16 protein-coding genes are annotated in these 24419 nt (G+C 68.5%); 5 read left to right on the forward strand and 11 right to left on the reverse strand.

What is annotated here, in order from left to right; all coding sequences use genetic code 11:
- From MFF22_RS15825 to MFF22_RS15835, 3 genes are all read left to right on the forward strand, one after another.
- Window positions 1-1049: efflux RND transporter permease subunit (locus MFF22_RS15825; RefSeq protein ID WP_238249944.1), on the forward strand; the 1049-nt coding region annotated here is incomplete at its 5' end.
- Window positions 1050-1067: 18 nt separating this feature from the next.
- Window positions 1068-1544 (forward strand): DUF411 domain-containing protein, encoded by a 477-nt coding sequence (locus MFF22_RS15830; protein WP_238249945.1) that lies wholly within the window; start codon window positions 1068-1070, stop codon window positions 1542-1544.
- 136 nt (window positions 1545-1680) lie between these two features.
- On the forward strand, window positions 1681-2937 hold the full coding sequence (locus MFF22_RS15835; RefSeq protein WP_238249946.1) for a calcium:cation antiporter family protein: 1257 nt from the start codon (window positions 1681-1683) through the stop codon (window positions 2935-2937).
- A gap of 18 nt (window positions 2938-2955) precedes the next feature.
- On the opposite strand, the gene MFF22_RS15840 is transcribed toward MFF22_RS15835, so the two are convergent.
- From MFF22_RS15840 to MFF22_RS15885, 10 genes are all read right to left on the reverse strand, one after another.
- A complete protein-coding gene (locus MFF22_RS15840; protein ID WP_238249947.1) occupies window positions 2956-4227 on the reverse strand; it encodes a multidrug ABC transporter ATPase in 1272 nt (423 codons plus the stop codon).
- A 178-nt stretch (window positions 4228-4405) separates the two neighbouring features.
- Window positions 4406-5959, reverse strand: a complete 1554-nt coding sequence (locus tag MFF22_RS15845; protein WP_238249948.1) for a TolC family outer membrane protein — start codon at window positions 5957-5959, stop codon at window positions 4406-4408.
- Between the two features lie 150 nt (window positions 5960-6109).
- The gene (locus MFF22_RS15850; protein WP_238249949.1) at window positions 6110-7036 is read right to left on the reverse strand and encodes a hypothetical protein; all 927 of its coding nucleotides are present in this window, start codon (window positions 7034-7036) and stop codon (window positions 6110-6112) included.
- A 298-nt stretch (window positions 7037-7334) separates the two neighbouring features.
- Window positions 7335-10580 (reverse strand): efflux RND transporter permease subunit, encoded by a 3246-nt coding sequence (locus tag MFF22_RS15855; protein ID WP_238249950.1) that lies wholly within the window; start codon window positions 10578-10580, stop codon window positions 7335-7337.
- A gap of 14 nt (window positions 10581-10594) precedes the next feature.
- Window positions 10595-11926: an efflux RND transporter periplasmic adaptor subunit gene (locus MFF22_RS15860; RefSeq protein ID WP_238249951.1), complete on the reverse strand. Its 1332-nt coding sequence runs from the start codon at window positions 11924-11926 to the stop codon at window positions 10595-10597.
- A gap of 604 nt (window positions 11927-12530) precedes the next feature.
- On the reverse strand, window positions 12531-12953 hold the full coding sequence (locus tag MFF22_RS15865) for a MerR family transcriptional regulator (RefSeq protein WP_238249952.1): 423 nt from the start codon (window positions 12951-12953) through the stop codon (window positions 12531-12533).
- A 153-nt stretch (window positions 12954-13106) separates the two neighbouring features.
- On the reverse strand, window positions 13107-14279 hold the full coding sequence (locus MFF22_RS15870; protein ID WP_238249953.1) for a patatin-like phospholipase family protein: 1173 nt from the start codon (window positions 14277-14279) through the stop codon (window positions 13107-13109).
- Window positions 14276-16564: an anti-phage 6A-MBL system cap2_3 protein gene (gene cap2-3, locus MFF22_RS15875; RefSeq protein ID WP_238249954.1), complete on the reverse strand. Its 2289-nt coding sequence runs from the start codon at window positions 16562-16564 to the stop codon at window positions 14276-14278. Before cap2-3 ends, MFF22_RS15870 begins: the two co-directional genes overlap by 4 nt.
- On the reverse strand, window positions 16564-17700 hold the full coding sequence (gene mblB, locus MFF22_RS15880) for an anti-phage 6A-MBL system MBL-fold protein (RefSeq protein ID WP_238249955.1): 1137 nt from the start codon (window positions 17698-17700) through the stop codon (window positions 16564-16566). The genes cap2-3 and mblB overlap by 1 nt, the downstream gene beginning before the upstream one ends.
- A 382-nt stretch (window positions 17701-18082) precedes the next feature.
- Window positions 18083-21802 carry a vitamin B12-dependent ribonucleotide reductase gene (locus MFF22_RS15885; RefSeq protein WP_238249956.1) on the reverse strand — a complete coding sequence of 1240 codons (3720 nt, stop codon included), beginning with the start codon at window positions 21800-21802 and terminating at the stop codon, window positions 18083-18085.
- Between the two features lie 498 nt (window positions 21803-22300).
- Here MFF22_RS15885 and MFF22_RS15890 point away from each other — a divergent pair, with 498 nt between their 5' ends.
- On the forward strand, window positions 22301-22714 hold the full coding sequence (locus MFF22_RS15890; protein ID WP_238249957.1) for an NADH:ubiquinone oxidoreductase subunit NDUFA12: 414 nt from the start codon (window positions 22301-22303) through the stop codon (window positions 22712-22714).
- A gap of 108 nt (window positions 22715-22822) precedes the next feature.
- The gene (locus tag MFF22_RS15895) at window positions 22823-23470 is read left to right on the forward strand and encodes a DUF2155 domain-containing protein (protein ID WP_238249958.1); all 648 of its coding nucleotides are present in this window, start codon (window positions 22823-22825) and stop codon (window positions 23468-23470) included.
- Between the two features lie 261 nt (window positions 23471-23731).
- Here the strand turns inward: MFF22_RS15895 and aat are convergent, their stop codons facing one another.
- Window positions 23732-24412: a leucyl/phenylalanyl-tRNA--protein transferase gene (gene aat / locus MFF22_RS15900; RefSeq protein WP_238249959.1), complete on the reverse strand. Its 681-nt coding sequence runs from the start codon at window positions 24410-24412 to the stop codon at window positions 23732-23734.
- Window positions 24413-24419 lie beyond the last annotated feature (7 nt).

The following is a 24419-nucleotide window of genomic DNA, read 5'->3' on the forward strand; positions in this document are numbered from 1 at the left end:
AGCGGGTCATCGGCGGCTACTTCCTCGACATCACGCCGAACCGCGAGGCGCTCGGGCGCTACGGTCTGATGGTCGGCGACGTGCAGGACGTCATCGCCACGGCGCTCGGTGGACAGAGCGTGACCAACACCGTCGAGGGCCGCGAGCGCTACACCGTCAACGTGCGCTATCCCCGCGCCTTCCGCTCGAATCCCCAGGCCATCGCGGACGAGGTGCAGGTGCCGCTTCCGGCCGGGGGCACGGTGCCGCTGCGCGAAGTCGCCAAGGTCGAGCTCACCCGCGGGCCGACCTCGATCCGGACGGAGAACGGCCAGCTCGCGGTCTACATCTTCGTCGACATCGCGGGGCGCGACCTCGGCGGCTACGTCGCCGATGCACGTGCCGCGGTCGACAGCGAGGTCAGGCTGCCCCCTGGCACAACGCTGCAGTGGAGCGGGCAGTACGAGTACCTGGAGCGCGCCGAGGCGCGGATGCGCATCGTAGTGCCGCTGACGCTGCTGGTCGTGTTCCTGCTGCTCTACCTCAACTTCCGCCGCCTCACCGAGACGCTGATCGTCATGCTGTCGCTGCCGTTCGCGCTCGTCGGCGGCGTCTGGCTGATGTGGTGGATGGGCTTCAACATGTCGGTGGCGGTGGCGGTCGGCTTCATCGCGCTCGCCGGGGTCGCCGCGGAGACCGGCGTGATCATGCTGGTCTATCTCGACCACGCCCTCGACGAGGTCCGTGCCCAGTGCGGGCGCGAGGGACGCCCGCTCACGAGCGAGGACCTGCGTCGCGCCATCATGGTCGGGGCGGTCGAGCGGGTGCGCCCGAAGATGATGACCGTGACTGCCATCATGGCGGGCCTCATCCCGATCCTGTGGAGCACGGGCGCCGGCTCCGAGGTCATGCAGCGCATCGCCGTGCCGATGATCGGCGGGATGGTCTCCTCGACCGTGCTGACCCTCGTCGTGATTCCGGCCGTCTACGCCCTGGTGAAAGGGCGCGGACTGCCGCAGGCCGCTGCGGAGGCCGGGGAGAGCGCCCTCATGCCTCTGGCAGCCGAGTGAGAGCGAACGGAGATGAGGATGAGGAGCGATACGATACCATCTCGGCGTGCCGTGCTTGCGGGCCTGGCGGTCGGGCTAACGCTCGGACGGGCTGCCCTGGCGAAGGGTCTGCCCACGGTCGCCGTGACCAAGGATCCGAGTTGCGGCTGCTGCGGGAAGTGGGTCGCCCACATGCGCGAGGCGGGCTTCGCCGTGACGGTCACCGAGGCGCCGGTGAACCCGCTCAAGATCCGTCTCGGGGTGCCTCGCGAGCTTGCCTCCTGCCATACCGCTCAGGTCGGCGGCTATGTGGTCGAGGGGCACGTCCCGGCCGGCGCGATCAAGCGCCTGCTCGCGGAGAGGCCCGAGGGCACGGGATTGGCGGTCCCGGGCATGCCGCTCGGCTCGCCCGGCATGGAGGTTGGGGGCATGGAGCCCGACACATACGAGGTCGTCCTATTCGGGAAGGATGGGCGGTCGCCGTTCGCGCGGTACCGGGGCGGGCAGCCGGCCTGAGGCGGCGGGTTCAGCGTTCAGGCATCGCCGCCGGCGGGGCTGCCTTCGCGCCGACTTGGACGCGGCCTTCGGACGGCCGACGAGGACCGCCCGCGCCCGGCGGCCACGGCCCGGGACTGTGACGAGGAGGGACGGAGTGGGACGCTTCTTGATGCTGGTCGCCCTCGCGGTCGCGGCGGCGGCGCCGGCCCTGACCTTGCGGCTAACCGGCCTTCGGGTGGGGCCCATCGGCGAGACGGCGGCCTTCGGGGCCGCCATCCTCGCGGCCGGCTTCCTGCTGTCCTGGGGGGCGGAAGCCGCCGAGCGGCACGTCTCGCAGGGGCTGATCATCGCCATCGTCGCCCTCGTGACCGTGCTGCCCGAATATGCGGTCGACCTCTACTACGCCTACCAGGCCGGCAAGGCGGGGCCGGGGTCCCAGTACGTGCACTACGCCGCCGCCAACATGACGGGGGCCAACCGGCTGCTCGTCGGCTTGGCCTGGCCGCTTCTGGTCGCCATCCATTGGGCGCGGGGCGGCGGCCGTGCGGTGGAGTTGACCCGAGCCAACGCGGTCGAGGTCGCCTTCCTGCTCCTGGCAAGCCTGTACGCCTTCGTCATCGTGCTCAAGGACGGCATCGGACCGCTCGATTTCGCGATCCTGGCGGCGTTCTTCGGCGCCTACGTCTGGCGCACCCGCGGCGCGCCTGAGCACGAGGATGAGGACGAGGGCGAGGAGCCCGGCCCTGCCGCCGCCCTGAACGCGTTGCCCGTGGCTAGGCAGTGGGCCGCGATGGCGGCTCTGACGCTGGTCGCCTGCGGCATCATCCTGGTCTCGGCCGAGCCGTTCGCCGAGGCGCTGGTCGGAGCCGGCCGGGTTCTCGGCCTTGATGAGTTCCTCCTCATCCAGTGGCTCGCGCCGCTGGCGAGCGAGGCCCCGGCCATGACCGTCGCGGTCCTGTTCGTGCTGGCGGGCCGGGCCGCCAGCGGGCTCGGCGCCTTGGTCAGCGACAAGATCAGCCAGTGGACGCTGCTGGTCGGCATGCTGCCGCTCGCGATGAGCGTCGGCGCGGGCTCGCTGACGAACCTGCCGCTCGACGCCCGCCAAGCGGAGGAGTTCTTCCTGACCGCCGCGCAATCGCTGTTCGCGTTAGGCCTGCTGCTGCGGCTACGTCTCGGCCTCGTCTCGGCATTCGCCCTGGCAAGCCTCTTCGGCCTGCAGGTGGGGCTGGCCTTCGCCTACCGGGACGACGCGGCACGCACGGTGGCGACGCTGACCGCGCTCGCCTGGGTCTATCTCGGGCTCGCCGCCACCCTGTTCCTCGTGAACCGTCGCCGCCTCGTCGAACTCCTGCGCGTCGCCCTCCTGCCGCCCGCGAAGGCCGCGCCGGGCCGGCCGGAGCGACCGGATTGAACGCTCGGCCGCTCGGGCCTACCGGGGTGGATGGTCGGGCGGAGCGGGGCGGAGCGCCGTCGTGACCTCCTCGAACCGGGCGTTCGCGTCGGACCGGCTCTGGACGAAATCGAACACCTCGCGCATCGCCGGCGCAATCTCCCTGTAGGCCGCCAGCGCGGCGACGAGCGCGCCGAGCGAGAGCCGCTCCTGCACGACCAGGTAGCCGCCGATCGCGAAGAAGAAGAACGGCGTCAGGTTGGAGGTGTAGTTATACAGGCCTTTGAGACGGCCCTTGAGATCATTGATCTCGATGCGCACGCGCTCAAGGTCCTCGGCCAAGCGCATCTGCCGCGACCCGGTCGGCGTTCGTGCGGCCCGGTCGCGAGGCGGCGTGGCCCCCCGACCGTCCGGCGCCGCGGTCAGGAGACCTCCTAGGGCCCGCGTCGCGTGCACCCGTTCGCGCACCTTCGCGTTCAGGCGCCGCTGCAGGCGCGGCAGCAGCGTGAGCTGGACCGGCAGCATCATCAGCGCCGCCAGCGCGAGGGCGGCGTTCTGGAGGAGCAGGAAGACGATGCTGGTCGCGAGCGTGCCACCCTGCACGAGCGGCACGACAACGAGGCTCCCGCCGAAGTAGCCGATCGGCTCGACTTCCTGCATGGCCACGGCCGCCAGCGTGGCCCGTCGCTCGGGCGAGGGCTCGTCGCGCGCGCGACGGAGGATGGCGAGGCGCAGGCGGCGCACGAGACGCTCGTTGACGCGCCCGCGCGACCGGTTGACCGCATACTTTGCGAGCCCGCCGAGCGTGAGCACGGCCAGGTAGCTCCCGCACAGGGCGAACAGCAGCTCCACCTGGCTTAGGGTGAAGCCGAGGACGACCATCTCCGGATGCCCGTCCCCATCCGCGTCGGTGATGGCGCGGTTGATGATGTGCTTGGGGATTTCGAGGAGGAGCCACGCCGCGGGCAGCGTCAGCAGCGAGAGCAGCACGAGACGCAGCTGGAAGCGCAGCGTCGCACGGACGACGAAATGCTCCAGGCACCAGCCATCGAGGCCCTGATGGGCGCCGCCCGACGTCGGCGGCACCGATCCGGTCCGGGGCTCGCGCGACGGAACGGCAACCGGGTGGACCCGTCGACGTCCTTCCGACCCCATCCATCGCAGGCCGAGCCGGACCATCAGCCATCCTGTCCAGGCCGGCGCGACCACGAAGGCGAGCAGGGCCAGGAGGTCGAACCACCAGTGGCTGTGGGGGTAATCGACCCCCGCGATCCGGTGGGCCAAGGCATGAATCAGGGAGGGCGTGACCAAGAAGGGCTCCGACGTCGTGTCCGGCCCTCTCTCGTGAGGGCCTTGGGGCTTCCCGCCGCTCCGCGTCGGCAGGCTCGGAAGCCGGGTTGGGGCAGGGCGGCCGAGCCGCGGGCGGGCGGCCCCGGGTGGCGGCCGCGTTGAGGCCGCCCGGATGGTGCGGCGTCCCGCGGGCCGGGCGTCAGCGACCGTCGGGCGTGCGCAGGCCCGCCCAGAGATCCTCGACCTGGTCGTAGTGGGCCTTGGCGCCGTAGGGGACCACGGGCAGCTCCGCGAGGCGCGCGGTAAGGCGGCCGAGCGCTTGGACCACGCCGTAGGAGAACACGACGCGGTCGCGCTGCGCCACGACCAGGCCCACCCGGGCGTTGAGCAGTTCCTGCTGGGCGTTCAGGACGTCGAGGGTGGTGCGCTGGCCGGCGCGCGCCTCGTCCCGCACGCCGGCCAGCGCCACCTCGTTGGCCTGGACCTGGGCCTGCGAGGCGGCGACCTGCGCTTTCGAGGCCTCAAGCTGTGCCCAGGCGGCGACGATGCCGGCGCGGACGGCGTCGCGCACCTGCTCCGCCTCGATGCGCGCCTGCCCGGCCTGCTCCTTGGCCTGCCGGACCTGCGCGTAGACCTGCCCGCCCTCGTAGACGGGGATCGTCACCTGCCCGACGAGCCCGGCCGCGAGGACATCGTCCCCCGGCTCCTCCTCGTCGCGGCGCCTTTGGACGACGCCCGAGGCGCCGGCCCGAGGGTAGAGCCGCCCCTCGAAGACCTTCGCCTGCGCCTCCGCGGCATCGACCGCGTGGAGCGCGGCGAGGATCCGTGGATGTTCGGCCAGCCCTATGCCGAGCGCGAGGTCGAGACGTGGCGGGACCAGGTGGTCGAGCGGGCGCCCGGGGGCAAGCCGGCGCGGGTCCACGCCGATGACTTGGCGGAAGACGCCGGTGCGGGCACGGAGCTGCGCCTCCGCCGCGCTCAGCTGCGAGCGGGCTCCGGCCAAACGGGCGTCAGCCTGCGCGGCATCCGTCCGGGTCAACTCGCCGAGCCGGAAGCGCAGGGTCGTCTGGCGGCGCTGCTCCTCCAGAACCGCGATGTTGTTGCGGTTGAGCTCCACGGTCGCGGTGTCGCGCAGGACATCCATGTAGGCCTGCGCCGCGTTGAACAGGATCGTGTTCTCGGTGGAGCGCAAGGCCTCGCGCTGGCCGAGCACGTTCGATTCCGCGCGACGGGTGTCGTTGTCCGTCTGGAAGCCGTTGAACAGGGTCTGTTCGACGGTCAGCCCCAGGCCGCGCGGGAACGAGGTTCGCGCCAGGCGCTCGCCGCCTGCGGTCCCCTGCACGTTCTGTACCCCGATGTCCGCGTCCGCGGCCACGGTCGGGCGGTAGCCGGCCCGCGCCAGCGCGACCTCCTCGTCCGTCGCTCGCAAGCCCGCCCGCGTCGCGTTCAGCTCCGGGTTCGCACGGTAGGCGCGCCCCAGCGAGCCCTCCAGCGTCTCGGCCCGTAGGCTACCGACCGAGCTCGCCGCGAAGGTCGCGAGCGCCACAGCGAGGGAGCGCCGGCTGAGCCGACGCGGCCCGAGCCTCGCTTGGGGCGGGCAGACCGCTTTCGGGGTGTCCGACGGCAGTGGGCGCCCTCGCACCGAGGAGCCCGAGACGTCCGACGAGCGTGATCGGGCTGGCCGGAGGCCATCGGCTCCCGGGTCGACGGTCGGCAGTGCCGGGTTGGTCAAGGGGGGACTGGGAACGCGCATCGCTCCACCCGATCTCGTAGGCGGTTCCGACCTGCGGCTCCGTCACGGCGACGGGCCGCGCGCTCACGCGAGGCAAGCGCACTCAACATCCGGGTCACGGGACTGGGCTTTTCGACCCGGGGCGCCGCCGCGGTCGCGGCAGCCGAGCGGTCAGGCGCGTGGCGGCTCGTTGGGCGGGGCGGCCGTCAGGGACCGGAAACCGTCGCCGAACAGCGGGAATTCCAGAGCCCGCGCGACGCGAGCGGGCACCGCGAGGCCGTCGTCGGGCCTAAGGGCCGCATGACAGGGGCAGTAGCCGTTGCACCGGGTCGGTCCGGGGCGCTCTCGGTCCGAGGGGTCATCCGCAGCCGACACGGTCGAACCCGGCTCGAAGAGGGACAACGTGCCGGGCCCTTTCCAATGGTCGGGTCCGACCCGGGGCGATGTCAGGGCCGGGTCCACGAGGGCGATGATCAGGACGAAGGCGAGCAGACACGCCAATGCACGGCGCCAGGCGCCGTAGGTGCGCCGGTCCCGAAGCCGCCGAAGCCCGATCACGGACGCGGCCATGAACCGAGGCGTTCCGGTCACCGTCGGGCAAGCCAGGGTGGACGGTGCCGACCGCCCGCCCGGTGCAGGCTGCCGGCTCGGGATCGATCCCCCGCTATCGAGCAGGCGAGCCCTGACCGTCCGACCCTGCACGTGGCTCCTCTCGGCACGGGGATTCATCCCGACCTCGTCACTTCGCCCGGCCCGCCGTGCCGTACCGGAACGCTGCAAGGCCGACGCCGGCATGCTCATCGTCCCGGCGGCACCGAACGAGCTTCCGCCTTCGAGCGATCCGCTCCCGCGCATGCCATTCGAGCCTTCCGCGAAAATCACGGCCGGGGCGCCCGGTTTCGGCGCGTTGAATGACCCGCTGCAGGTCACCCGCGCATTCGTCGCCTGGAATTCGCGTCTCAGCAGGCGTGTGGTGATGCTGCCGTCCAGGTGCTCGCCGAACGGGAGTTGAAGCGTGAACGGCACGGCCGCGAAGCCGGGAAGGTCGGGAAAGCGTGCGCAGCCGCCCGTCGCGGCGGCCAGGGCGAGTACCGCCACGTGCCGTGCCCGCCATGTACCCACCGGCCTCGCGGGGAGCAGGCTGGCGGCTCTTCGGCCCACTCCCCAGGGGCTGACGCTCCTCGACCTCGGAGGATGACGAGCCGTCCCGGCCCCCGCGAGACAGGGAGCCCCTCGAACCCGATCCACGCTCCGCGGCGAGTTTCTCCCGGGGAACGCAGCCGCGCAGGATCGGGCGATCGCAGGGCGATGAGCTCAGGAGGCGGCACAATCCCGCCGTGGTCGACCTTTCCGCCTCCGGTTCGTCCAGGAACGTCGGTTGGACGAGGGCCATGGCCTACTCCGCCGCCTGCCGGAGCGCCGGCGGACGCTCCACCTCGGAGCGCTGCCGGGACGCCTCCCTCCCGCCGAAGCGGGCGAAGAGGGCCGGGAGGACCACGAGCGTCAGGAGGGTGGCGCTGATCAGGCCGCCGATCACCACGGTGGCGAGCGGCCGCTGCACCTCGGCACCGGTCTCGGTCGCGAGCGCCATCGGCACGAACCCCAGGGAGGCGACGAGCGCCGTCATCGCCACGGGCCGGAGCCGGGTCATGGCTCCCTCCAAGATGGCTTCCCGCTTCGGGCGTCCCTCGGCCATGAGCTGCTTGATGAAGGTCAGCATCACGAGGCCGTTCAGGACCGCCACGCCCGAGAGGGCGATGAAGCCGACCGCGGCCGGTACCGACAGCGGCATGCCGCGCAGCCACAGAGCCGCGATGCCGCCGGTCAGCGCCAGGGGCACGGCGCTGAACACCAGGAGCGCGTCCCGGGCGCTTCCCAGGGCCGAGTAGAGCAGCAGGAAGATCAGGAAGAAGCAGACCGGCACCACCACGGTCAGGCGTCGGCGGGCCGAGGCGAGGTTCTCGAACTGCCCGCCCCAGGTCACGTAGTAGCCCGGCGGTAGTTGTACCTGGCTGGCCACCCTGGCCTGGGCCTCGGCGACGAGCGAGCCGATGTCGCGTCCGCGGACGTTGGCGGTGACGACGACCCGGCGCCGGCCGTTCTCGCGGCTGACCTGGTTCGGTCCCTCAGTCACGGTGAAGCTCGCCACCTGCTTCAGGAGCACGGAGGCGGCCCGGCCGTTCGGCCCGGGGGGCAGGGACACCGGGATGTTCTCTAGGGCCTCGCGGTCCTCGCGGACCTTGTCGGTCAGGCGCACCACGATGGGGAAGCGCCGGTCGCCCTCGAAGACGACGCCCGCATCCTTGCCGCCGATGGCCGCGCCGATGACCTCCTGGATTGCCCCGGTGCTCAGCCCCAGGCGTGCGGCCTCGGTCTTGTCGATCTTGATCTCAAGGATCGGGAGGCCGGCGGTCTGCTCGACCTTGACGTCCTCCGCGCCGTGCGTGGCCCGCAGGATCTCGGCGACCCGGTTCGCGGCCTGCGTCATCGCCCCGAATTCGTCGCCGAACACCTTCACGGCGAGGTCGCCCCGGGTCCCGGCCAGCAGTTCGTTGAAGCGCAACTGGATCGGCTGTGAGAACTCGTAGACGTTGCCGGCGAGCGCGCCGACGGCCTTCTCGATCTGCTCCTGCAACTCGGCCTTGGGCAGCTCCGGATCCGGCCATTCCGCCTGCGGCTTGAGGATTACAAAGGTATCGGAGGAGTTCTGCGGCATCGGGTCGGTGGCGACCTCGGCGGTGCCGGTCTTCGAGAACACGTAGGCGACCTGCGGGAATTTTGAGACGGCCTGCTCGACCTTGAGCTGCATTGCCTGCGACTGGCTCAGCGAGGTCGAGGGGATGCGCAGCGCGTTCAGCGCGATGCTCTTCTCGTCCAGGGTCGGGATGAACTCGGTCCCGAGCCTCGCGGCGAGCAAGCCGGCGCCCACCAGCAGCAGCAGGGCGGCGCCGATGAAGGCGAACGGTGCCCGGACCGCTACGGCGAGGACCGGCCGATACGCCGCCTTCAGCGCCCGGATGATGAGGTTGTCCTTCTCCGTGACGCGGCCGGTGATCATGATGGCGATCAGGGCCGGCACGAAGGTCAGCGACAGCACGAAGGCCGCGGCCAGCGCGATGATGACGGTCAGCGCCATCGGCTCGAACATCTTGCCCTCGACGCCCGTGAAGGTCAGGAGCGGGACGTAGACCAGGATGATGATCGCCTGACCGTAGAGGGACGGCTTGATCATCTCCTCGGCCGAGGCGCGAACGGTCTGGAGACGCTCCTCGGTGTCGAGGGGGCGCCCGAGCGCGTGCTGCCGCTCGGCGAGGTGGCGAAGCGCGTTCTCGGTGATGATCACCGCCCCGTCGACGATGAGCCCGAAATCCAGCGCCCCGAGGCTCATCAGGTTGGCCGAGATCCGAGCCTCGACCATGCCGGTCACGGTCATCAGCATGGCGACCGGGATGACCAGCGCCGTGATCAGCGCCGCCCGGATGTTGCCGAGCAGCAGGAACAGGATGACGATGACGAGACCCGCGCCCTCCGCGAGGTTCCTGCCCACCGTGCGGATCGTGGCCTCGACCAGCAGCGTCCGGTCGAGCACCGTCTGGACCTCGACGCCCGGCGGCAGGGAACGCCGGATCTGGGCCATGCGGGAATCGACGGCGGCCGCTACCGTGCGGCTGTTCTCCCCGATCAGCATCAAGGCGGTCCCGACAACCGCCTCCCGCCCGTTCTCGCTGCCCGAGCCGGTGCGCAGGTCGCGGCCGATGCGCACCTCGGCGATATCCTTGATCCGAACCGGCACGCCGCCGCGGGTCGTGACGACGACGTTGCCGATCTCGTCCATGCTCTCCAGGCGGCCCGAGGACCTGACGACGTAGCCCTCGCCGTTGTCCTCCAGGTATCGGGCGCCCTGGTTGGCGTTGTTGGCCTGGAGCGCCCGGGCGACGTCCGCGAAGGACAGGTCGAGGGCGGTGAGCTTCGTCGGGTCCGGCTGGACGTGGTACTGCTTCTCGAACCCGCCGATCCCGTCGACGCCGGCGACCCCCGGGACGGTCCTCACCTGGGGCCGGATGACCCAGTCCTGGACGGTCCTCAGGTAGGCCGCCCGTTCGAGATCGTTCGTCAGCCGTTGGCCCTCAGGGGTCAGGTAGGTGCCGTCGGGCTGCCAGCCCGGCTTGCCGGGGGCCGCAACCTTGCGTTCCGCGGGCTCGGCGTACCGGACCGTCCACATGTAGATCTCACCCAGGCCCGTGGTGATGGGCCCCATATGCGGTTCGACCTCGGAGGGCAGCGCCTCGCGGGCCTCGCTGAGGCGCTCCACCACCTGCTGGCGAGCGAAGTAGACGTCGACCTTGTCGCTGAAGACCGCCGTGACCTGCGAGAAGCCGTTGCGCGAGAGGGATCGGGTGTAATCGAGCCCCTTGATCCCGGCGAGCGCGGTCTCGACCGGGTAGGTCACCTGCCGCTCGATGTCGAAGGGCGAGAGCGCGGGCGCGACCGTGTTGATCTGCACCTGGTTGTTGGTGATGTCGGGCACCGCATCGATGGGCAGCCTCGTCAACGCGTAGCCGCCGAAACCCGCGGCGAGCAGCGACAGGAGCAGCACCAGCCAGCGCTGGCGGACCGAGACGTCGAGGATGCGGCTGATCATGGTCGGCGTGCCCCTCAGTCGTTGTCGCCGGCTTCGGCCTTGCCGAGCTCGGCCTTCAGCAGGAAGGAGTTGCCGACCGCGATCTCCTCGCCGGCCTTGAGGCCCGCCGTGACCTCGTAGGCCTCGTCGTCGGAGTGCCCGAGCTCGACCTCGCGCTTCTCGAAACCCGCCTCGGTGCGCACGAAGACCACGCGCTTGCCCTCGAAGGTCTGCAGAGCGGCCTTGGGGATGCGCACGGCGACCGCGTCCCGGGCGATCTCCACCTCGGCGGTGACGAAGGTGCCGGGCCGCCAGGTGAGGTCCGGATTGGGCAGGGCGACGATGACCCGGGCCGAGCGCGTCTCCTGGTTGAGGAGCGGGCTGACGAAGACAACCTTGCCCTCCGCGTGGCGGCCGCCCGCCTGACCCGAGGCGATCGCGACGCGCGCGCCATCCCGAACCTTGACCAGATCAAGGGTCGATACGGAGAGCTCGATCCACACGGACGAGAGGTCGGCCACCGTGTAGAGGTCGGCGGGATCGCTCTCGCCGCCGACCTTGGTGCCCACGTCCACCTTGCGCTCGACGATGCGTCCGGACAGGGACGAGCGCAGCTCGAACAGGCGCAGGCTCGACCGGTTCGGGGTGGCCTCGTCGCGCTTCTGGGCAGCCGCGACCTCGGTGGCGTTCAGCCCCAACGCGGACAGCTTCTGGCGGGCGAGGTCGACGCGAAGCTGGTTTTCCAGGAACGTCGCACGGGCGTTCTGGAACGCGGCCTCGGACGCGGCCTGGGACGCGAGCAGCTTTTGCTGGCGCTCGTAATTGATCTTCTGCAGTTCGGCTTGGACCAGGGCGGTGAGGTACTCGCTCTTGGCGTCGGCGACCTCACGGCTATCGAGGACCGCGACGATCTCGTCCTTCTGGACGGCGTCGCCGAGGCGCTTGCGTAACTCGGCCACGGTGCCGACCACCCGAGCCGGGACGCGGGCGACCCGGTCGGTGTCGGGCGTGATGGTGCCGGACACCAGCAGGTGCCTGGCGAGCGTGCCGCCCTCGACCTTCAGGACCTTAATGTCCTGCCCGGTGACCTGCTCGGGCCGCATCCTGACAATGCCTTCCCGGGCATGCGCCTCGCCGGCACCGTTCGGCTCCAGCGGTGCCGGCTCCGGCCCATGGGCGTCAGCGTCCTCGTGAGGCTTCTCGTCGGTCGCCGGCGCGGAGGCCATGCCAGGGGTTGCTTGCAGGAACGGGATGTTCCGGGCGCCCACGGCGTCAAGGATTTCGTGGATGCGTGAGGACACGCCGGGAACGGCACCGCCGATGGCGATGCCGGCGACCAAGAAGGCCGCGGACAGGAGAATGCGCATTGAAGCCGGACTCGACCGGGACGCCACGCGTCGCCCGGATTGCGGGCGAGCGTCGGCTCCGAGATTTCACGTGTGGGGTTTCCGGGTGCCCAGCGTTCGGCTGGGCGGACGCGCCGCTTGGGGCGCGCTCACCTCAAGCGCGAGGCGGCCTCGACAGGCGATCGGACCATACGGGCGCCAGCGGTCCAGCCACCGCGGACGCGATGCGGCGGCCAGTGTCGGGACGTGTCACGAAGGCGCCGCCCTCAGTCCGTATGACCGGGTGGCAGCCACAATGCACGTGGCAGGCGGGGCCGAGGTCGGTGGATCCCGAGGCGGGATGCTCTGCGTCGACGGTCAGTACCGGAGCGTCCGCGACCGATGCATGCCGACCCGGGGTGCCGGTCATGTCGGCGGCGAGGCCAAGATCGGGTGCCGCGAGCACCAGCGCCAGCACGAACGCGAGCAGGCGCGCGGCGGTTGTCCACCAGCCGCGCGTCGCGCCGACGCCCCAATGCCACCGCCCTACGGTCATGCCGCTCTTATGCGCGAGAGGAGGGGCCCTGCACAAGTCGCATTTCCCGCGGTCAGGGCTTCGGCCGCCAAGGGCTTCGTTCCGGCGTGGTCAGTGCTTCTCGCTCAGGCACTCTCCGTGATTAGCCAGCACCTCGATGACCCTGCACTCGCGGACTTGGCCGCCGGTGCACTGGTCGAGCATCGCTTGGACCTCTGCCCTGAGACCCGTCAGCCGCTCGATCCGGTCGTCGATGTCGGCGAGGTGACGCCGGGCGACGACGTCTGCCTCCGCGCAGGGCCGCTCGGGATGGGCGGCGAGATCGAGCAACGTCCGGATGGCGTCGACCTCGAACCCGAGTTCCCGCGCGTGTCGGATGAAGCGCAGGCGCCTGACCGTATCCTCGTCGTAGGTCCGGCGATTGGTTTGCGTCCGTTCCGGCGCGGGCAGCAATCCGATGGATTCATAGAACCGGATGGTCGGGACCTTGACCCCGGTCCGCTCCGACAGCACGCCGATGGCGAATGGTCGCATCGAATCACCTTGAAGACCTCTAGCTACTAGAGGCTTGTCTTATTGCCATTGAGAAAGGAAGCGCCCGTTGAGGCAGAACTAAAGGCAGCGCAGCAAGTCACACAATCGGGCGAACGGGCGGCAGAGGGCTCACGCGGGCAAAGGCATACTTCATCAGTCGGCCCACGGACGCGTCTGCGGGAACGCGGCCTGCGCGCGGCCCGTCAGGACCGCATCCGCGACTTCGAACCCGTGCCGCGCGATCCGGTCGAACATGTCCACCGACGGGGCCTTGAGGTCGGTCGGGTGGTTCAAGGCGAGGCGGCTCTCATAATCCGGGAGGAACCGGTCATACTCTTGTGGCTCGCGGAGCCGGTTGAGCTTCACGTCAATATCGCGAACCGAGTTTCCCATCTTGAGTAGCACGCCTCGGATGGTGCCGCTTTCGAAGTCGCGAGCGATCATGCGCGACCTCAAAGCCCGGATCTGGTCGCTGGTCACATCGAAGAGGCGGGGAGACCACAATTCCCCTCTCAACAATGAGCCGACTGGCCCTCGACCCGGCGGCATAAGAGGTCCGGACGCGTCACTGCAGATGATGAAGTCACAGCCCCTCAGGGGCTCGCCCGGCTTGTAGAGGGCTTCGAGACCAAGGTTCTCGTACGCGCCCCCGTCCCAGAGGCGGACGCGTGAGGCTGACAGTGCCGTCCTGCCAAGCGGCTGTCGGGTCGCGGGATCGGTCCTGTGCCAGCCATCCTTCGGAAGCACGAAGGTGAGGGCGCCGATGCCGTAGGGAACGGCGGCCGAGGCCGCCGCAGCCTTGGCGATACCGAAGGGCGGATTGTAGTGCCGCCCGAACTGCCAATCTCCCATCTCCCGCTTGCTGAACCGCCAATTCTTGCCGGTCTCAATAGACGTCGTATTGATCCACCAATTCGGCTCGTCCGGCAGATCGGTAAGCCTCCCGACGATTTTCCATTTTTCCTCTAGGAAATCGGCAAGCAGACCCGCGCGATCCGAGAGGACACGGACATTATGGCGCAGAACCCCGCGCCATCCGATGGCACGGAAGCTGAGGAGGTCCCGTGACGTGATCAGATCTCGGAGAAGGGGGTAAACTTCGGAGCGATATTGCTCGGATCGCGGCCAGCTCATGCCGGAGTGCGCGAACACCGCGGCAGTGACAAGGCTTCCGCCGGAGACCGTCGAGAGGCTCGACACCTGCTCCAGCAACCTATCGTGGGCTAGGCGACGGAGAACACCCAAGTGGAAGACGGCCGCGCGGATACCGCCTCCCGAGAGGGTCAGGCCAACCCGCAAGGGAGGTAGACCGGATATGATGTTCACGAGAGGGTTGCCGCGAATGTGATGATGGTGACCGGCGGCTCGGCGCGGAGGCTCGCCGCGTGGATGCGAATGCCCTCGTCGCCGGCGATGGCCATGATCCCCGGCACGCCGTTCGCGTCGAAGAACATCGCCAGCTCTGTCATCTGCGCAACGTCCACGCGGCTTGCGCTCGTCGGCGCACCGGCGGGGTGCGAGTGCCATTCTCCCACGTAGGTGAGCTGGCCCGCGGTCTCAGCGCCGCTGCCCGCGATTGCCTCGCGAAGGCCGGCGATGCCCCGTTCAAAGCTCGTTGGCGTCGCACTGCTGTCAAACGGAGCATCAAGCGCGGCGCAGATGTGGAGGCTGCGAGCTTCCATGTCGGCGACCCCGAGCAGAACGCCGCCGGTCTCACAAGGAAGCGCGCGCTGGCGACGTCCTGTTAGCTCGGCGATGACCGTGTGCGCGAAGGACAAGCTCCAGTCCTCAAGACGGAAGCGCTCCCACTGGTCGGCCGGTGCGCGGGTGCGAACGAGGCCGCCCTGGTCGAGTCGCCAGACAGACACGGCCCCATCCGCCACACCGACGGCGTCCTTTATCCCTATTGCGATGGCGGCCGACAGCATGGCCACGCGGGTCTCGGGCATGCGGTTCGTCGCTTGGCGGCACGCCCCCGAATATGCGATGCGGCCCTCGTTCATTCGCAGGTGGCCTCGAAGCGCGGGATCCTGGAGGATCATCGCGTAATGTTGTGCTTCGAGGTCGCGCAAGGTGCTCCGGCGATCCTCCGGTTCGACGAGCAGCACGGCATCAGTCCCGTCTGGGTTGAAGAAGAACGACATCCGGCGCAGCCGAGATGGTTCCTCGTCGGCAAGCCGCCGCGCGACCGTGATCGATGCGGAGGCATCGAGCAGAAGGTCGCAGGCGGCGAATGCCGCCCGCAGGCCCTCGGCAGCCTCACCGGGGTTGAGGGCGTCGGCGATGACGGGCGTCGCGTCACCGTCCCTCAGCAGTCTGCTGATGCTCGACGCAAGTGCGCGGGCTTTAAACATGCCCACCGCGCCGGGGGGGAGGACGTGACGCGGCACGTTGTGCGGCAAGTAATGGTCGTCATCGACGATCGTCCAAGAGAAGAAGCCCTCCCGCGCGAGGAAGGCCGAGACGTGCGATCCAACGGCGCCGGCGCCGATCATGACGACCTTCCGCGCATCGATCCTGTCCGTGCCGGAGACCAGGGCAGCCAACTCACGGTCGTGCCCGATATGCATCTCGCCGGAGATCAGCACGTCGTCCGAAGCGGTCGGCCGGCCGAACAGGACGCGACCGTAAGCGCCGTCAGGGGTCCTTTCGAGGCAGCCGACGTTTCGGCCGATCTCCGCGACAGTCGCTAACGAGAAGAACCCGCGCAGATCTATACCCGCTGTCGTCGTCCCTCCCTCATCCTGCATCGGGAAGGCCACGATGACGCCGAGCCTCGCTTCGAGCGCTTCACTGCGCGGTCCGCTCCCGGTCGCCGTAACGTCCTGTTCGAGAGCGGCGTTGATGCGGGACTGGATCGCAGCGAGCAGGTCGATCCCCTGAGCCGAAAGAAGGTCGGTCAACTCCCGAAGGGTCTGTGGCGGAAACCGAATTTGACCCTGCTCCTGTGGTGGCATTGATAGCGCCAGCACGAGCATGGGCATTTGCGCGCTGCCCTTCGGCACGTTTCCGGAGGTCGCGAGCAGCACCTCCCGGCGTGCCTCGTCCTCGACCCGGTAGAGCGTGATCGCGACCGGCTCGCTGGACATCCGTGAGAGCGCATCCCGAGGGAGGATGACGACCGGTCCCAGTGTGGCGAAAAGGGGATATGGAGCGCGGTCGTTGCCGTGGAGCTCCCCGCGGGCGGTCTTTGCGAGCCACCGCTGGATGCGGATGAGAAAATCCGTTGGCGTCCAACTCAGGCGCGCCTCGTGCCAAGGCCGGTCGTCGATGCACAGGTAGACGGGCAGATCGAGCGAGATGGCGGTCGAATGGGGAACCGGCGGGAAATTCCCCCTGAGGGAGAACACCCCTGGGAGGCCATCGCTCTTGAACTGGAACGCCAACGGCTCGACAGCTTTCAGCGGATGGACGAAATCCTGCGGACGGTCGACATGAACGCGGACGATCAGCGTCTCGTCACCTTTCGTGCCGCGACGCGTCTCGACGAGGCGGTAGCCTTGCGTGTTTCCATCAATCACAAGGCGCAAGACCGACCGCGCCCGCGCGTGTGCAAGCTCGTCCGGATCGCACGGCGCCCCGAAGAGAGCGTCGAGCGCCGCCCCAAGCATCAGCCGGCCCTCGCGGGGGCCGCGGCGGCGTAGTCGCTCGGCAGCGACGCGATGGCGACGAACGACGCACCGGCGGAGGTGATGGAGACCTGACACGGCTTCGGATTGCGCCGCGGCGAGTGTTCCATGGTGACCTCAAATTGCCCGTCCTTTAGGTCGGCCACGTCCTCATAATAGGCGGCGGCCTGGCGGTGGGGTGGCTGCACGTTTAGGTCGCGCAACGACCCCTTCCCGGGAATGATCTCGCTTGTGGAGACCAAGATAGCGCAGTCCTCGGCTTGGTCCTCGTACAGCCAGCGCACGTCCTCGATGGGTGTCGTCTTGTCTGCGCCTTTATCGTGGTGATTGATCGACTTGTAGCTGCAGTGGTGCGGGATTTTGAAAACGTGCCAACGGAGCCGGTCCTCGTTCCGGTGGCGCTTGGAGGTCTGCACGATGTGACTGATGGTGTCAGCGTTCACGTCAGACGCGAAGAGCACTTTGGTGTCTCTGAAGGCTTCCCGGAACGTGGCCTGGAAGACCACGGCATCTTCGTTGCGTTCCTCGATCTCGCGATCGTTGAGCCGCCAAGCCATCGGGTTGTGAATGAAGAGCTCGACGCCTCCGGCGGCATTCAGGTCATCGAAGCCGGGCACGAGTTGGCCGGCGTCGGTGATGAGGTGTAAGCGATCCTCCAGACGAATGCCGTTGTCCTCGCAGAAGGACCGTAGGCGTCCGGGTCGGGAGAAGACCCGCACGCCGGAGCCCTTGATGAAGCGGTGGCGGGCCTCCTGGCGGATGATCCTTGCATCACCTTCGCACCCTTCCTCGGTGAGAGCCGCCGCCGGCACCCAAAGCGAGTTCATCTTGATGCGGCCATTGCCCTGACGGCTCAACGATCGCTCAAAATGGAAGAAGTCACCGGCGCCGCGGGTGTGATCGTCGTCGAGATGGGTGAAAAGGACGACGTCGAAGTAGTCCCGCCCAGCAGCCCGAAGATCGTTGCGTAGCGAGGTCGAGAGATCGATGCGCGGGTCCGCCGCGTCGCCGTTGCAGCGCATCTCAGCGTAGTCGACGAGCAGCTTGCGCCCGTCCTTCAAGTCGATGCGGGTCGAGTCCGCGTTGTCCAGTGGGTGAAAGGTCAAGGTCACTGTCATAGGCAGTATCCACGAGCAGGTCAGCTCGCCGCTACGGCCAAGCTGATTCACGGTTTGTTCGATGCGCCCATCAGCTCCACTCGCGCGGCACCCATTGCTAGCCACTGAAGAGACGTATTGGGTGCAGCTTCGCCCGGCGCGACGGGTCCAAAACCGAGGCGGAAGGTTGGCGGCGGCACCGCCAACCTAGGTCGTTTCAGGAAAGATCGCGGGAGGCGAAACTCGACTACGGAAAAACTTCGCCCGCCGTTTCACTCAGCATTCCAGCCCGCTTCGTTGGGCAGGCTGGAAGCACATCAAAGAAGTTAGCTTCTGATTGAGGTAGTCGAAGCTCAATCGAGGCGAACTTCGCCCTCATTTACATAGAGGTTTGATTACTGTGTTATGAACAACCGGTCGTCGAACCGCAGGTGTCGCACTTCAGGCATGTCCCGTTGCGGACGAGGGTGAAGTTCGCACATTCGGGGCAGGCTTCGCCGACGTAGCCCTTCATCTTGGCCTCGGCCCGGCGGTCCTCCACCGAGCGCGTCGGCGCGGCGAAGGGCAGGGTCTCGATCAACGCTTGTTCCAGGGGCTCGGCCTTGAGAGCCGTCGCCCCGCGGACCGCGTGGACGGTGCCGCCTGCCGGGGTGCTCTGCCCTGTCGAGGCTGAGGCCACGCCCAGGGTGGCGCCGGCCGGGCCGCCCTGGATCACGGTTAGCCGGTCGGCCGAACCGCGGAGCAGGCCGCGGGAGACGATCGAGGCTGCGGAGGTCGACTTCGGCCCCTCGCGGGTGGTGTCACCTGCCTCGCCTCCGCCAAGCACCGTGTTGCCGATCTCGTTGGGGTTGACGTGGGCGAGGTCGGTGCGGCCGAGATACGAGATCGCCAGCTCCCGGAATACGTAGTCCAGCAGCGAGGTCGCGTTCTTGATCGCGTCGTTGCCCTGCACGAAGCCCGACGGCTCGAAGCGCGTGAAGGTGAAGGCCTCCACGAACTCCTCCAGCGGCACGCCGTACTGAAGGCCCAGCGAGATCGCGATGGCGAAGTTGTTCATCAGGCTTCGGAAGGCGGCGCCTTCCTTGTGCATGTCGATGAAGATCTCGCCGAGACGACCGTCATCGTACTCGCCGGTGCGCAGGTATACCTTGTGTCCGCCGACCACGGCCTTTTGTGTGTAGCCCTTGCGCCGGCCGGGCAGCTTCTCCCGGGAGCGGATCCGCTCCACGCGCTCGATCACCCGCTCGACGATCCGCTCCGCCGCCGCCGCGGCCTTGGCCGCCGCCGGGGCCTGGACCAGGGCCTCGACCACCTCGTCGGCATCCTCGTCCTCGTCGGCGATGAGGGCCGAGTTCAGGGGCTGAGACAGCTTCGAGCCGTCGCGGTAGAGGGCGTTCGCCTTGAGGGCGAGGCGCCAGGACAGCAGGTAGGCCGCCTTGCAATCCTCGACCGTGGCGTCGTTGGGCATGTTGATCGTCTTGGAGATCGCCCCCGAGATGAACGGCTGGGCCGCCGCCATCATGTGGATGTGGCTCTCCACCGACAGGTAGCGCTTGCCGATCCGCCCGCAGGGGTTGGCGCAATCGAAGACCGCGTAGTGCTCGGGCTTCAGGAAGGGCGCGCCCTCCAGCGTCATGGCTCCGCAGACATGGGTGTTGGCGGCTTCCAGATCCTTCCGGCTGAAGCCGAGGAACGGCAGCAGTTCGAAGGTCGGGTCGGCGAGCTTCTCCGCCGGGACCTTGAGGGTCTCGGTGAGGAAGTCGTCGCCCAGGGTCCACCGGTTGAACACAAACTTGATGTCGAAGGCCGACTTGAGGCCCTTCTCCACGGCGGCGATCTTCTCGTCCGTGAAGCCCTTGGCGCGCAGGCTCGCCGGGTTCACCGCCGGGGCCTGACCCATGGAACCGTGGCCCACGGCATAGGCCTCGATCTCGGCGATCTCGCTCTCCCGGTAGCCCAGCGCCCGCAGGGCATCCGGCACGGCGCGGTTGATGATCTTGAAGTAGCCGCCGCCCGCAAGCTTCTTGAACTTCACCAGGGCAAAGTCCGGCTCGATGCCGGTGGTGTCGCAATCCATCACGAGGCCGATCGTGCCGGTGGGTGCGATCACCGTCGCCTGGGCGTTGCGGTAGCCGTGCTCCTCGCCGAGCGCCAGCGCCCGGTCCCAGGCGGTCCGGGCGTGCCGGCCCAGGTCGTCCTGAGGGATGTTGGCGTGGTCCAGGGGCACCGGGGCCATGTTGAGGAACTCGTAGCCCTCCGCCTCGCCGTAGGCCGCCCGGCGGTGGTTGCGGATCACCCGCAGCATCGCGTCGGCGTTCTCGTCATAGGCCGGGAAGGCGCCCAGTTCCGCGGCCATCTCGGCCGAGGTGGCATAGGCGACGCCGGTCATGATCGCGGTCAGCGCGCCGGCCATCGCCCGGCCGGCATCCGAGTCGTAGGGCAGGCCCATCGTCATCAGCAGGCCGCCGATGTTGGCGTAGCCGAGCCCGAGGGTGCGGTAGCGGTAGGACAGCTCCGCGATCTCCCGCGAGGGGAACTGAGCCATCAGCACCGAGATCTCGAGCACCACCGTCCAGAGGCGGTTGACGTGCTCGTAGCCCTCGACGTCGAAGCGCTTCGCTGCGCGGTCATAGAGGGTCAGCAGGTTCGTGGAGGCGAGGTTGCAGGCCGTGTCGTCCAGGAACATGTACTCGGAGCACGGGTTCGACGCCCGGATCCGCCCGCCCGCCGGGCAGGTATGCCAATCGTTCATCGTCGTGTTGAAGTGCAGGCCCGGATCCGCCGAGGCCCAGGCGGCCTCGCCGATCTTCTCCCACAGCTCCCGGGCCTTCAGGGTCTTCGTCACCTTGCCGGTCACCCGGGCGGTCAGGTTCCAGTCGCCATCGGCCTCGACGGCGCGGAGGAAGTTGTCGGTGAGCGAGACCGAGTTGTTGGAGTTCTGGCCGGCGACCGTGAGGTAGGCCTCCGAATCCCAGTCGGTGTCGTAGACGGGGAACTCGATCTTGGTGAAGCCCTGCTTGGCGAACTGCACGACGCGCTTGATGTAGGCGTCCGGCACCATCGCCTTGCGGGCGGCCTTGATCTCCCGCTTCAGGGCCGGGTTGCGCTCGGCATCGAAGCAGGCGTCGCCCTCGGCCTCGCACTGGGTGCAGGCCTTCATGACGGCGGTGAGGTGCTTCGAGACGACCTTGGAACCGGTCACCAGGGCGGCGACCTTCTGCTCCTCCTTCACCTTCCAGTCGATGAAGGATTCGATATCCGGGTGGTCGATGTCGACGATCACCATCTTCGCGGCGCGCCGGGTGGTACCGCCGGACTTGATCGCCCCCGCTGCCCGGTCACCGATCTTGAGGAACGACATCAGGCCGGAGGACTTGCCGCCGCCGCCGAGCTTCTCGTTCTCCGAGCGGAGCAGGGAGAAGTTCGAGCCTGTGCCGGAGCCGTACTTGAACAGACGGGCCTCGCGGACCCACAGGTCCATGATGCCGCCCTCGTTCACGAGGTCGTCCTGCACGGACTGGATGAAGCAGGCATGCGGCTGCGGGTGCTCGTAGGCGCTGCTCGACCGCGTCAGTTCACCCGTGCGGTAGTCGCAGTAGAAGTGCCCCTGGCCGGGTCCATCGATGCCATAGGCCCAGTGCAGGCCGGTGTTGAACCATTGCGGCGAGTTCGGCGCCACCATCTGGCGCGCGAGCATCACGCGCAACTCGTCCATGAATGCGGACGCGTCCTCCTCCGACGTGAAGTAGCCGCCCTTCCAGCCCCAGTAGGTCCAGCAGCCGGCGAGCCGGTCGAACACTTGTGTCGCCGAATTCTCGGAGCCGAAGCGCTCCTCCTCCGGGAGTTCGGCGAGTGCCGCATCGTCCGGCACGGAGCGCCACAGGAAGGAGGGGACGTCGTTCTCTTCCACCTTCTTCAGGCGGGCCGGAACACCGGCCTTGCGAAAATACTTCTGTGCCAGGACGTCACTCGCGACCTGGCTCCAGCTCTCCGGCACATCGATGCCATCGAGGCGGAACACCACCGAGCCATCCGGATTGCGAATCTCGCTCAGCGCCTTGCGGAACGTGATGTCCGCGTAGGGCGACTGGCCGGCCGTGGTGTAGCGTCGCTCGAACCGCATGAGTCACACCTCTCCCAGCGGGGCACACAGCCCCGATCCCGCCGAACGCGGGGTTGGCCCCTCACACGGGGGCAGCGAACCCGGCCCTGTCCGCCCTGGACATGGTCCGGTCCCGCGACGACGATTTCAGAAGCGGAGGACGCCCTTGAACGCTGCTACGAGGGGGGCGCCACCATGTCCGAAGATTACCGTCGACAGGCCGTTTCCGTCAACAAGTGGTGTGCGGGCATAAGGTTTCCCGCTACATGTTGTGGTGTGCAGGAAAAGCCTGTGGATATCCGCATCGGAGCGCTTAAGTGCCCTTCCGGCGTCGAGGATTTCCATCGGGAAAATTTTACGTCCACATGGCCCCTCGGAGGCCGAGTCCCGAAAGGAGACGGCCTGCGTGTCCTTCCTGCGACAGGTGGGCTCGCGGCGGCGCGGCACTGGACTCGCGGGCCCGGTCTGCCCATAACCGCGTCCGACGCGCCCGCGGCGCGATCGTGAGCGGATCGGGTGATGGCACTCAAGGATACCCTGCTGCGCATCTTCACGTGGTGGAACGGCCAGACCGTCTCGGTCGCCGTCGACACCGCGCGCTCGGGAATCTTCGTCGGCGAGGACGAGCTCGGCAACAAGTACTACAAGGCGCAGGGCGCGCTGATCGACCGTTCGGTGGGCAGTGAGCGCCGCTGGGTGGTCTACAACGGCTACGCCGACGCCTCGAAGGTGCCCCCCGGCTGGCGCGGCTGGCTCTGCCACAACGTCGATGTGGCGCCGAGCGAAGAGCAGTACGTGCCGCGCCCGTGGCAGAAGCCCCATGTCGAGAACCAGACCGGCACGGCCAACGCCTACCGGCCGCAGGGCTCCCAGCTGTCCTGGGGCTCACGTCCGGCGGCGACCGGCGACTACGCGCCCTGGTCGCCGGAATAGGGTTGGGCCAGCCGCCGAAAGCGCGGCATGGCGCCCTTTTGCCGCCACCGTTGCGGTGTTGAACCGGGGGCAACCCGCTTGCCGCCAGACCGCCGAGAGGCAAACGCCTTGAGCCGCACCACTTCCCGCGCCGTCCGGGCGCTCTGCTTTGGCGCCGCGATTCTCGCGGCCGTGCCGGCTCTGGCCGACAAGATCAAGAACCCCACGGCGGTGTTCTCCGGCCTCGACAAGATCACCGGGCGCATCGTCTCGTTCGAGGTCGCGGTGGATGAGACCGTCCAGTTCGGCGCCCTGCAACTGACCCCCAGGGTCTGCTACTCGCGTCCGCCGACGGAGCCGGCCAAGACGACTGCCTTCCTTGAGGTGGACGAGGTCACCCTCGACAACAAGTACCGGCGGATCTTCACGGGCTGGATGTTCGCGTCGAGCCCTGGCCTGCACGCCATCGAGCACCCGATCTACGACGTGTGGCTAGTGGATTGTAAGGGAGGCAGCGACGTCATCGCCGAGGCGAAGGAGCAGGAGGATGTTCCCGCCCTCGCCGCCAAGCCCGAGAAGACCAAGCGCAAGGACGCCACCAAGACCGCCCAGCAGGTGAACTCCGCTGGGCAGGTGGATGTGGAAGCGCCGCGCGGCGTACCGGTCCAGCCCCGTCAGAAACCCTCGCGAAAGTTCTTCCCGTCGAACGAAGGCCCGGCCCCGGCTCCGCCGCCTCCGCCGCAGCCGCAATCGATCTTCGACGCGATCTTCCGGTAGCAGACATCCGGCGACCCGGGCGGACCGGCTAGGACTCCCACGCCCGACCTCATCCTGAGGTGCCCGCCTCAGGCGGGCCTCGAAGGATGTCTCCAACGCACGGTGATCCCTGGAGCCCTCCTTCGAGGCCGCCGCTTTGCGGCGGCACCTCAGGATGCGGCCTTCGGGACGGCTTCGCCGCACCTCAGGATGAGAGGGAGGGTGGGATCGCCCTTGGCTTCCGCGGTCAGACTTTCGCAAGTCCGGACCCGACTGCGAGTCTCACCCCTCCGCCCCTGCGAGAGCGAGCAGCGCCTGCTCTCCCGTCACGCTCCCGTCCCCCGGCCAGATTTCCCACTCCGCCTCTCCCTCCAGGGCGGCGGCCAGCCGGCGCTTGTAGGCATGGCGGGGGATCTCCTCCGCCCCGAACTGGGCGAGATGGTCCGTGACGAATTGCGTGTCGGCGAGGCGGTAGCCACCGGTCCGCAGGCGGGCCATCAGGTGAACGAGGGCGACCTTGGACGCATCGCGTTCAAGATGGAACATGCTCTCGCCGAAGAAAGCCGCCCCAAGGGACACACCGTAGAGCCCGCCGACGAGCCGCCGCGGCTCGCGGGCGTAGACTTCCACCGTGTGGACATAGCCGCGGTCGAACAGGGCGCCGTAGAGGTCGCGAATCCGGCCGTTAATCCAGGTGCGTTCGCTGTCCCGGCGGGGGCCGGCGCAGCCCTCGATCACCCCGTCGAAATCCGTGTCGGTGCGGACCTCGAACAGGTCCGACCGCACGGTCCGGGCAAGCCGCCGGGGTATACGAAAACCGTCGAGCGGAAGGATTCCCCTTGCGCGGGGCTCGACCCAGTAGAGTGTCGGGTCGTCCGCATCCTCGGCCATCGGGAAGATCCCGGCGGCGTAGGCTTTCAGAAGGATCTCGGGCGTGATGTCGATACGGGCACCGTCATGCATGTCGGAA

It is taken from the genome of Methylobacterium persicinum, assembly GCF_022179525.1.
GTDB classification, from domain to species: Bacteria; Pseudomonadota; Alphaproteobacteria; order Rhizobiales; family Beijerinckiaceae; genus Methylobacterium; species Methylobacterium persicinum.

Excerpts from the sequence above, each read along its gene's own strand:
- MFF22_RS15830 (WP_238249945.1), top strand. The coding sequence starts at position 1,068 with ATGAGGAGCGATACGATACCATCTCGGCGTGCCGTGCTTGCGGGCCTG.
- MFF22_RS15845 (WP_238249948.1), bottom strand. The coding sequence starts at position 5,959 with ATGCGCGTTCCCAGTCCCCCCTTGACCAACCCGGCACTGCCGACCGTC.
- MFF22_RS15855 (WP_238249950.1), bottom strand. The coding sequence starts at position 10,580 with ATGATCAGCCGCATCCTCGACGTCTCGGTCCGCCAGCGCTGGCTGGTG.
- MFF22_RS15860 (WP_238249951.1), bottom strand. The coding sequence starts at position 11,926 with ATGCGCATTCTCCTGTCCGCGGCCTTCTTGGTCGCCGGCATCGCCATC.
- MFF22_RS15865 (WP_238249952.1), bottom strand. The coding sequence starts at position 12,953 with ATGCGACCATTCGCCATCGGCGTGCTGTCGGAGCGGACCGGGGTCAAG.
- cap2-3 (WP_238249954.1), bottom strand. The coding sequence starts at position 16,564 with ATGCTTGGGGCGGCGCTCGACGCTCTCTTCGGGGCGCCGTGCGATCCG.
- mblB (WP_238249955.1), bottom strand. The coding sequence starts at position 17,700 with ATGACAGTGACCTTGACCTTTCACCCACTGGACAACGCGGACTCGACC.
- MFF22_RS15885 (WP_238249956.1), bottom strand. The coding sequence starts at position 21,802 with ATGCGGTTCGAGCGACGCTACACCACGGCCGGCCAGTCGCCCTACGCG.
- MFF22_RS15890 (WP_238249957.1), top strand. The coding sequence starts at position 22,301 with ATGGCACTCAAGGATACCCTGCTGCGCATCTTCACGTGGTGGAACGGC.
- aat (WP_238249959.1), bottom strand. The coding sequence starts at position 24,412 with ATGCATGACGGTGCCCGTATCGACATCACGCCCGAGATCCTTCTGAAA.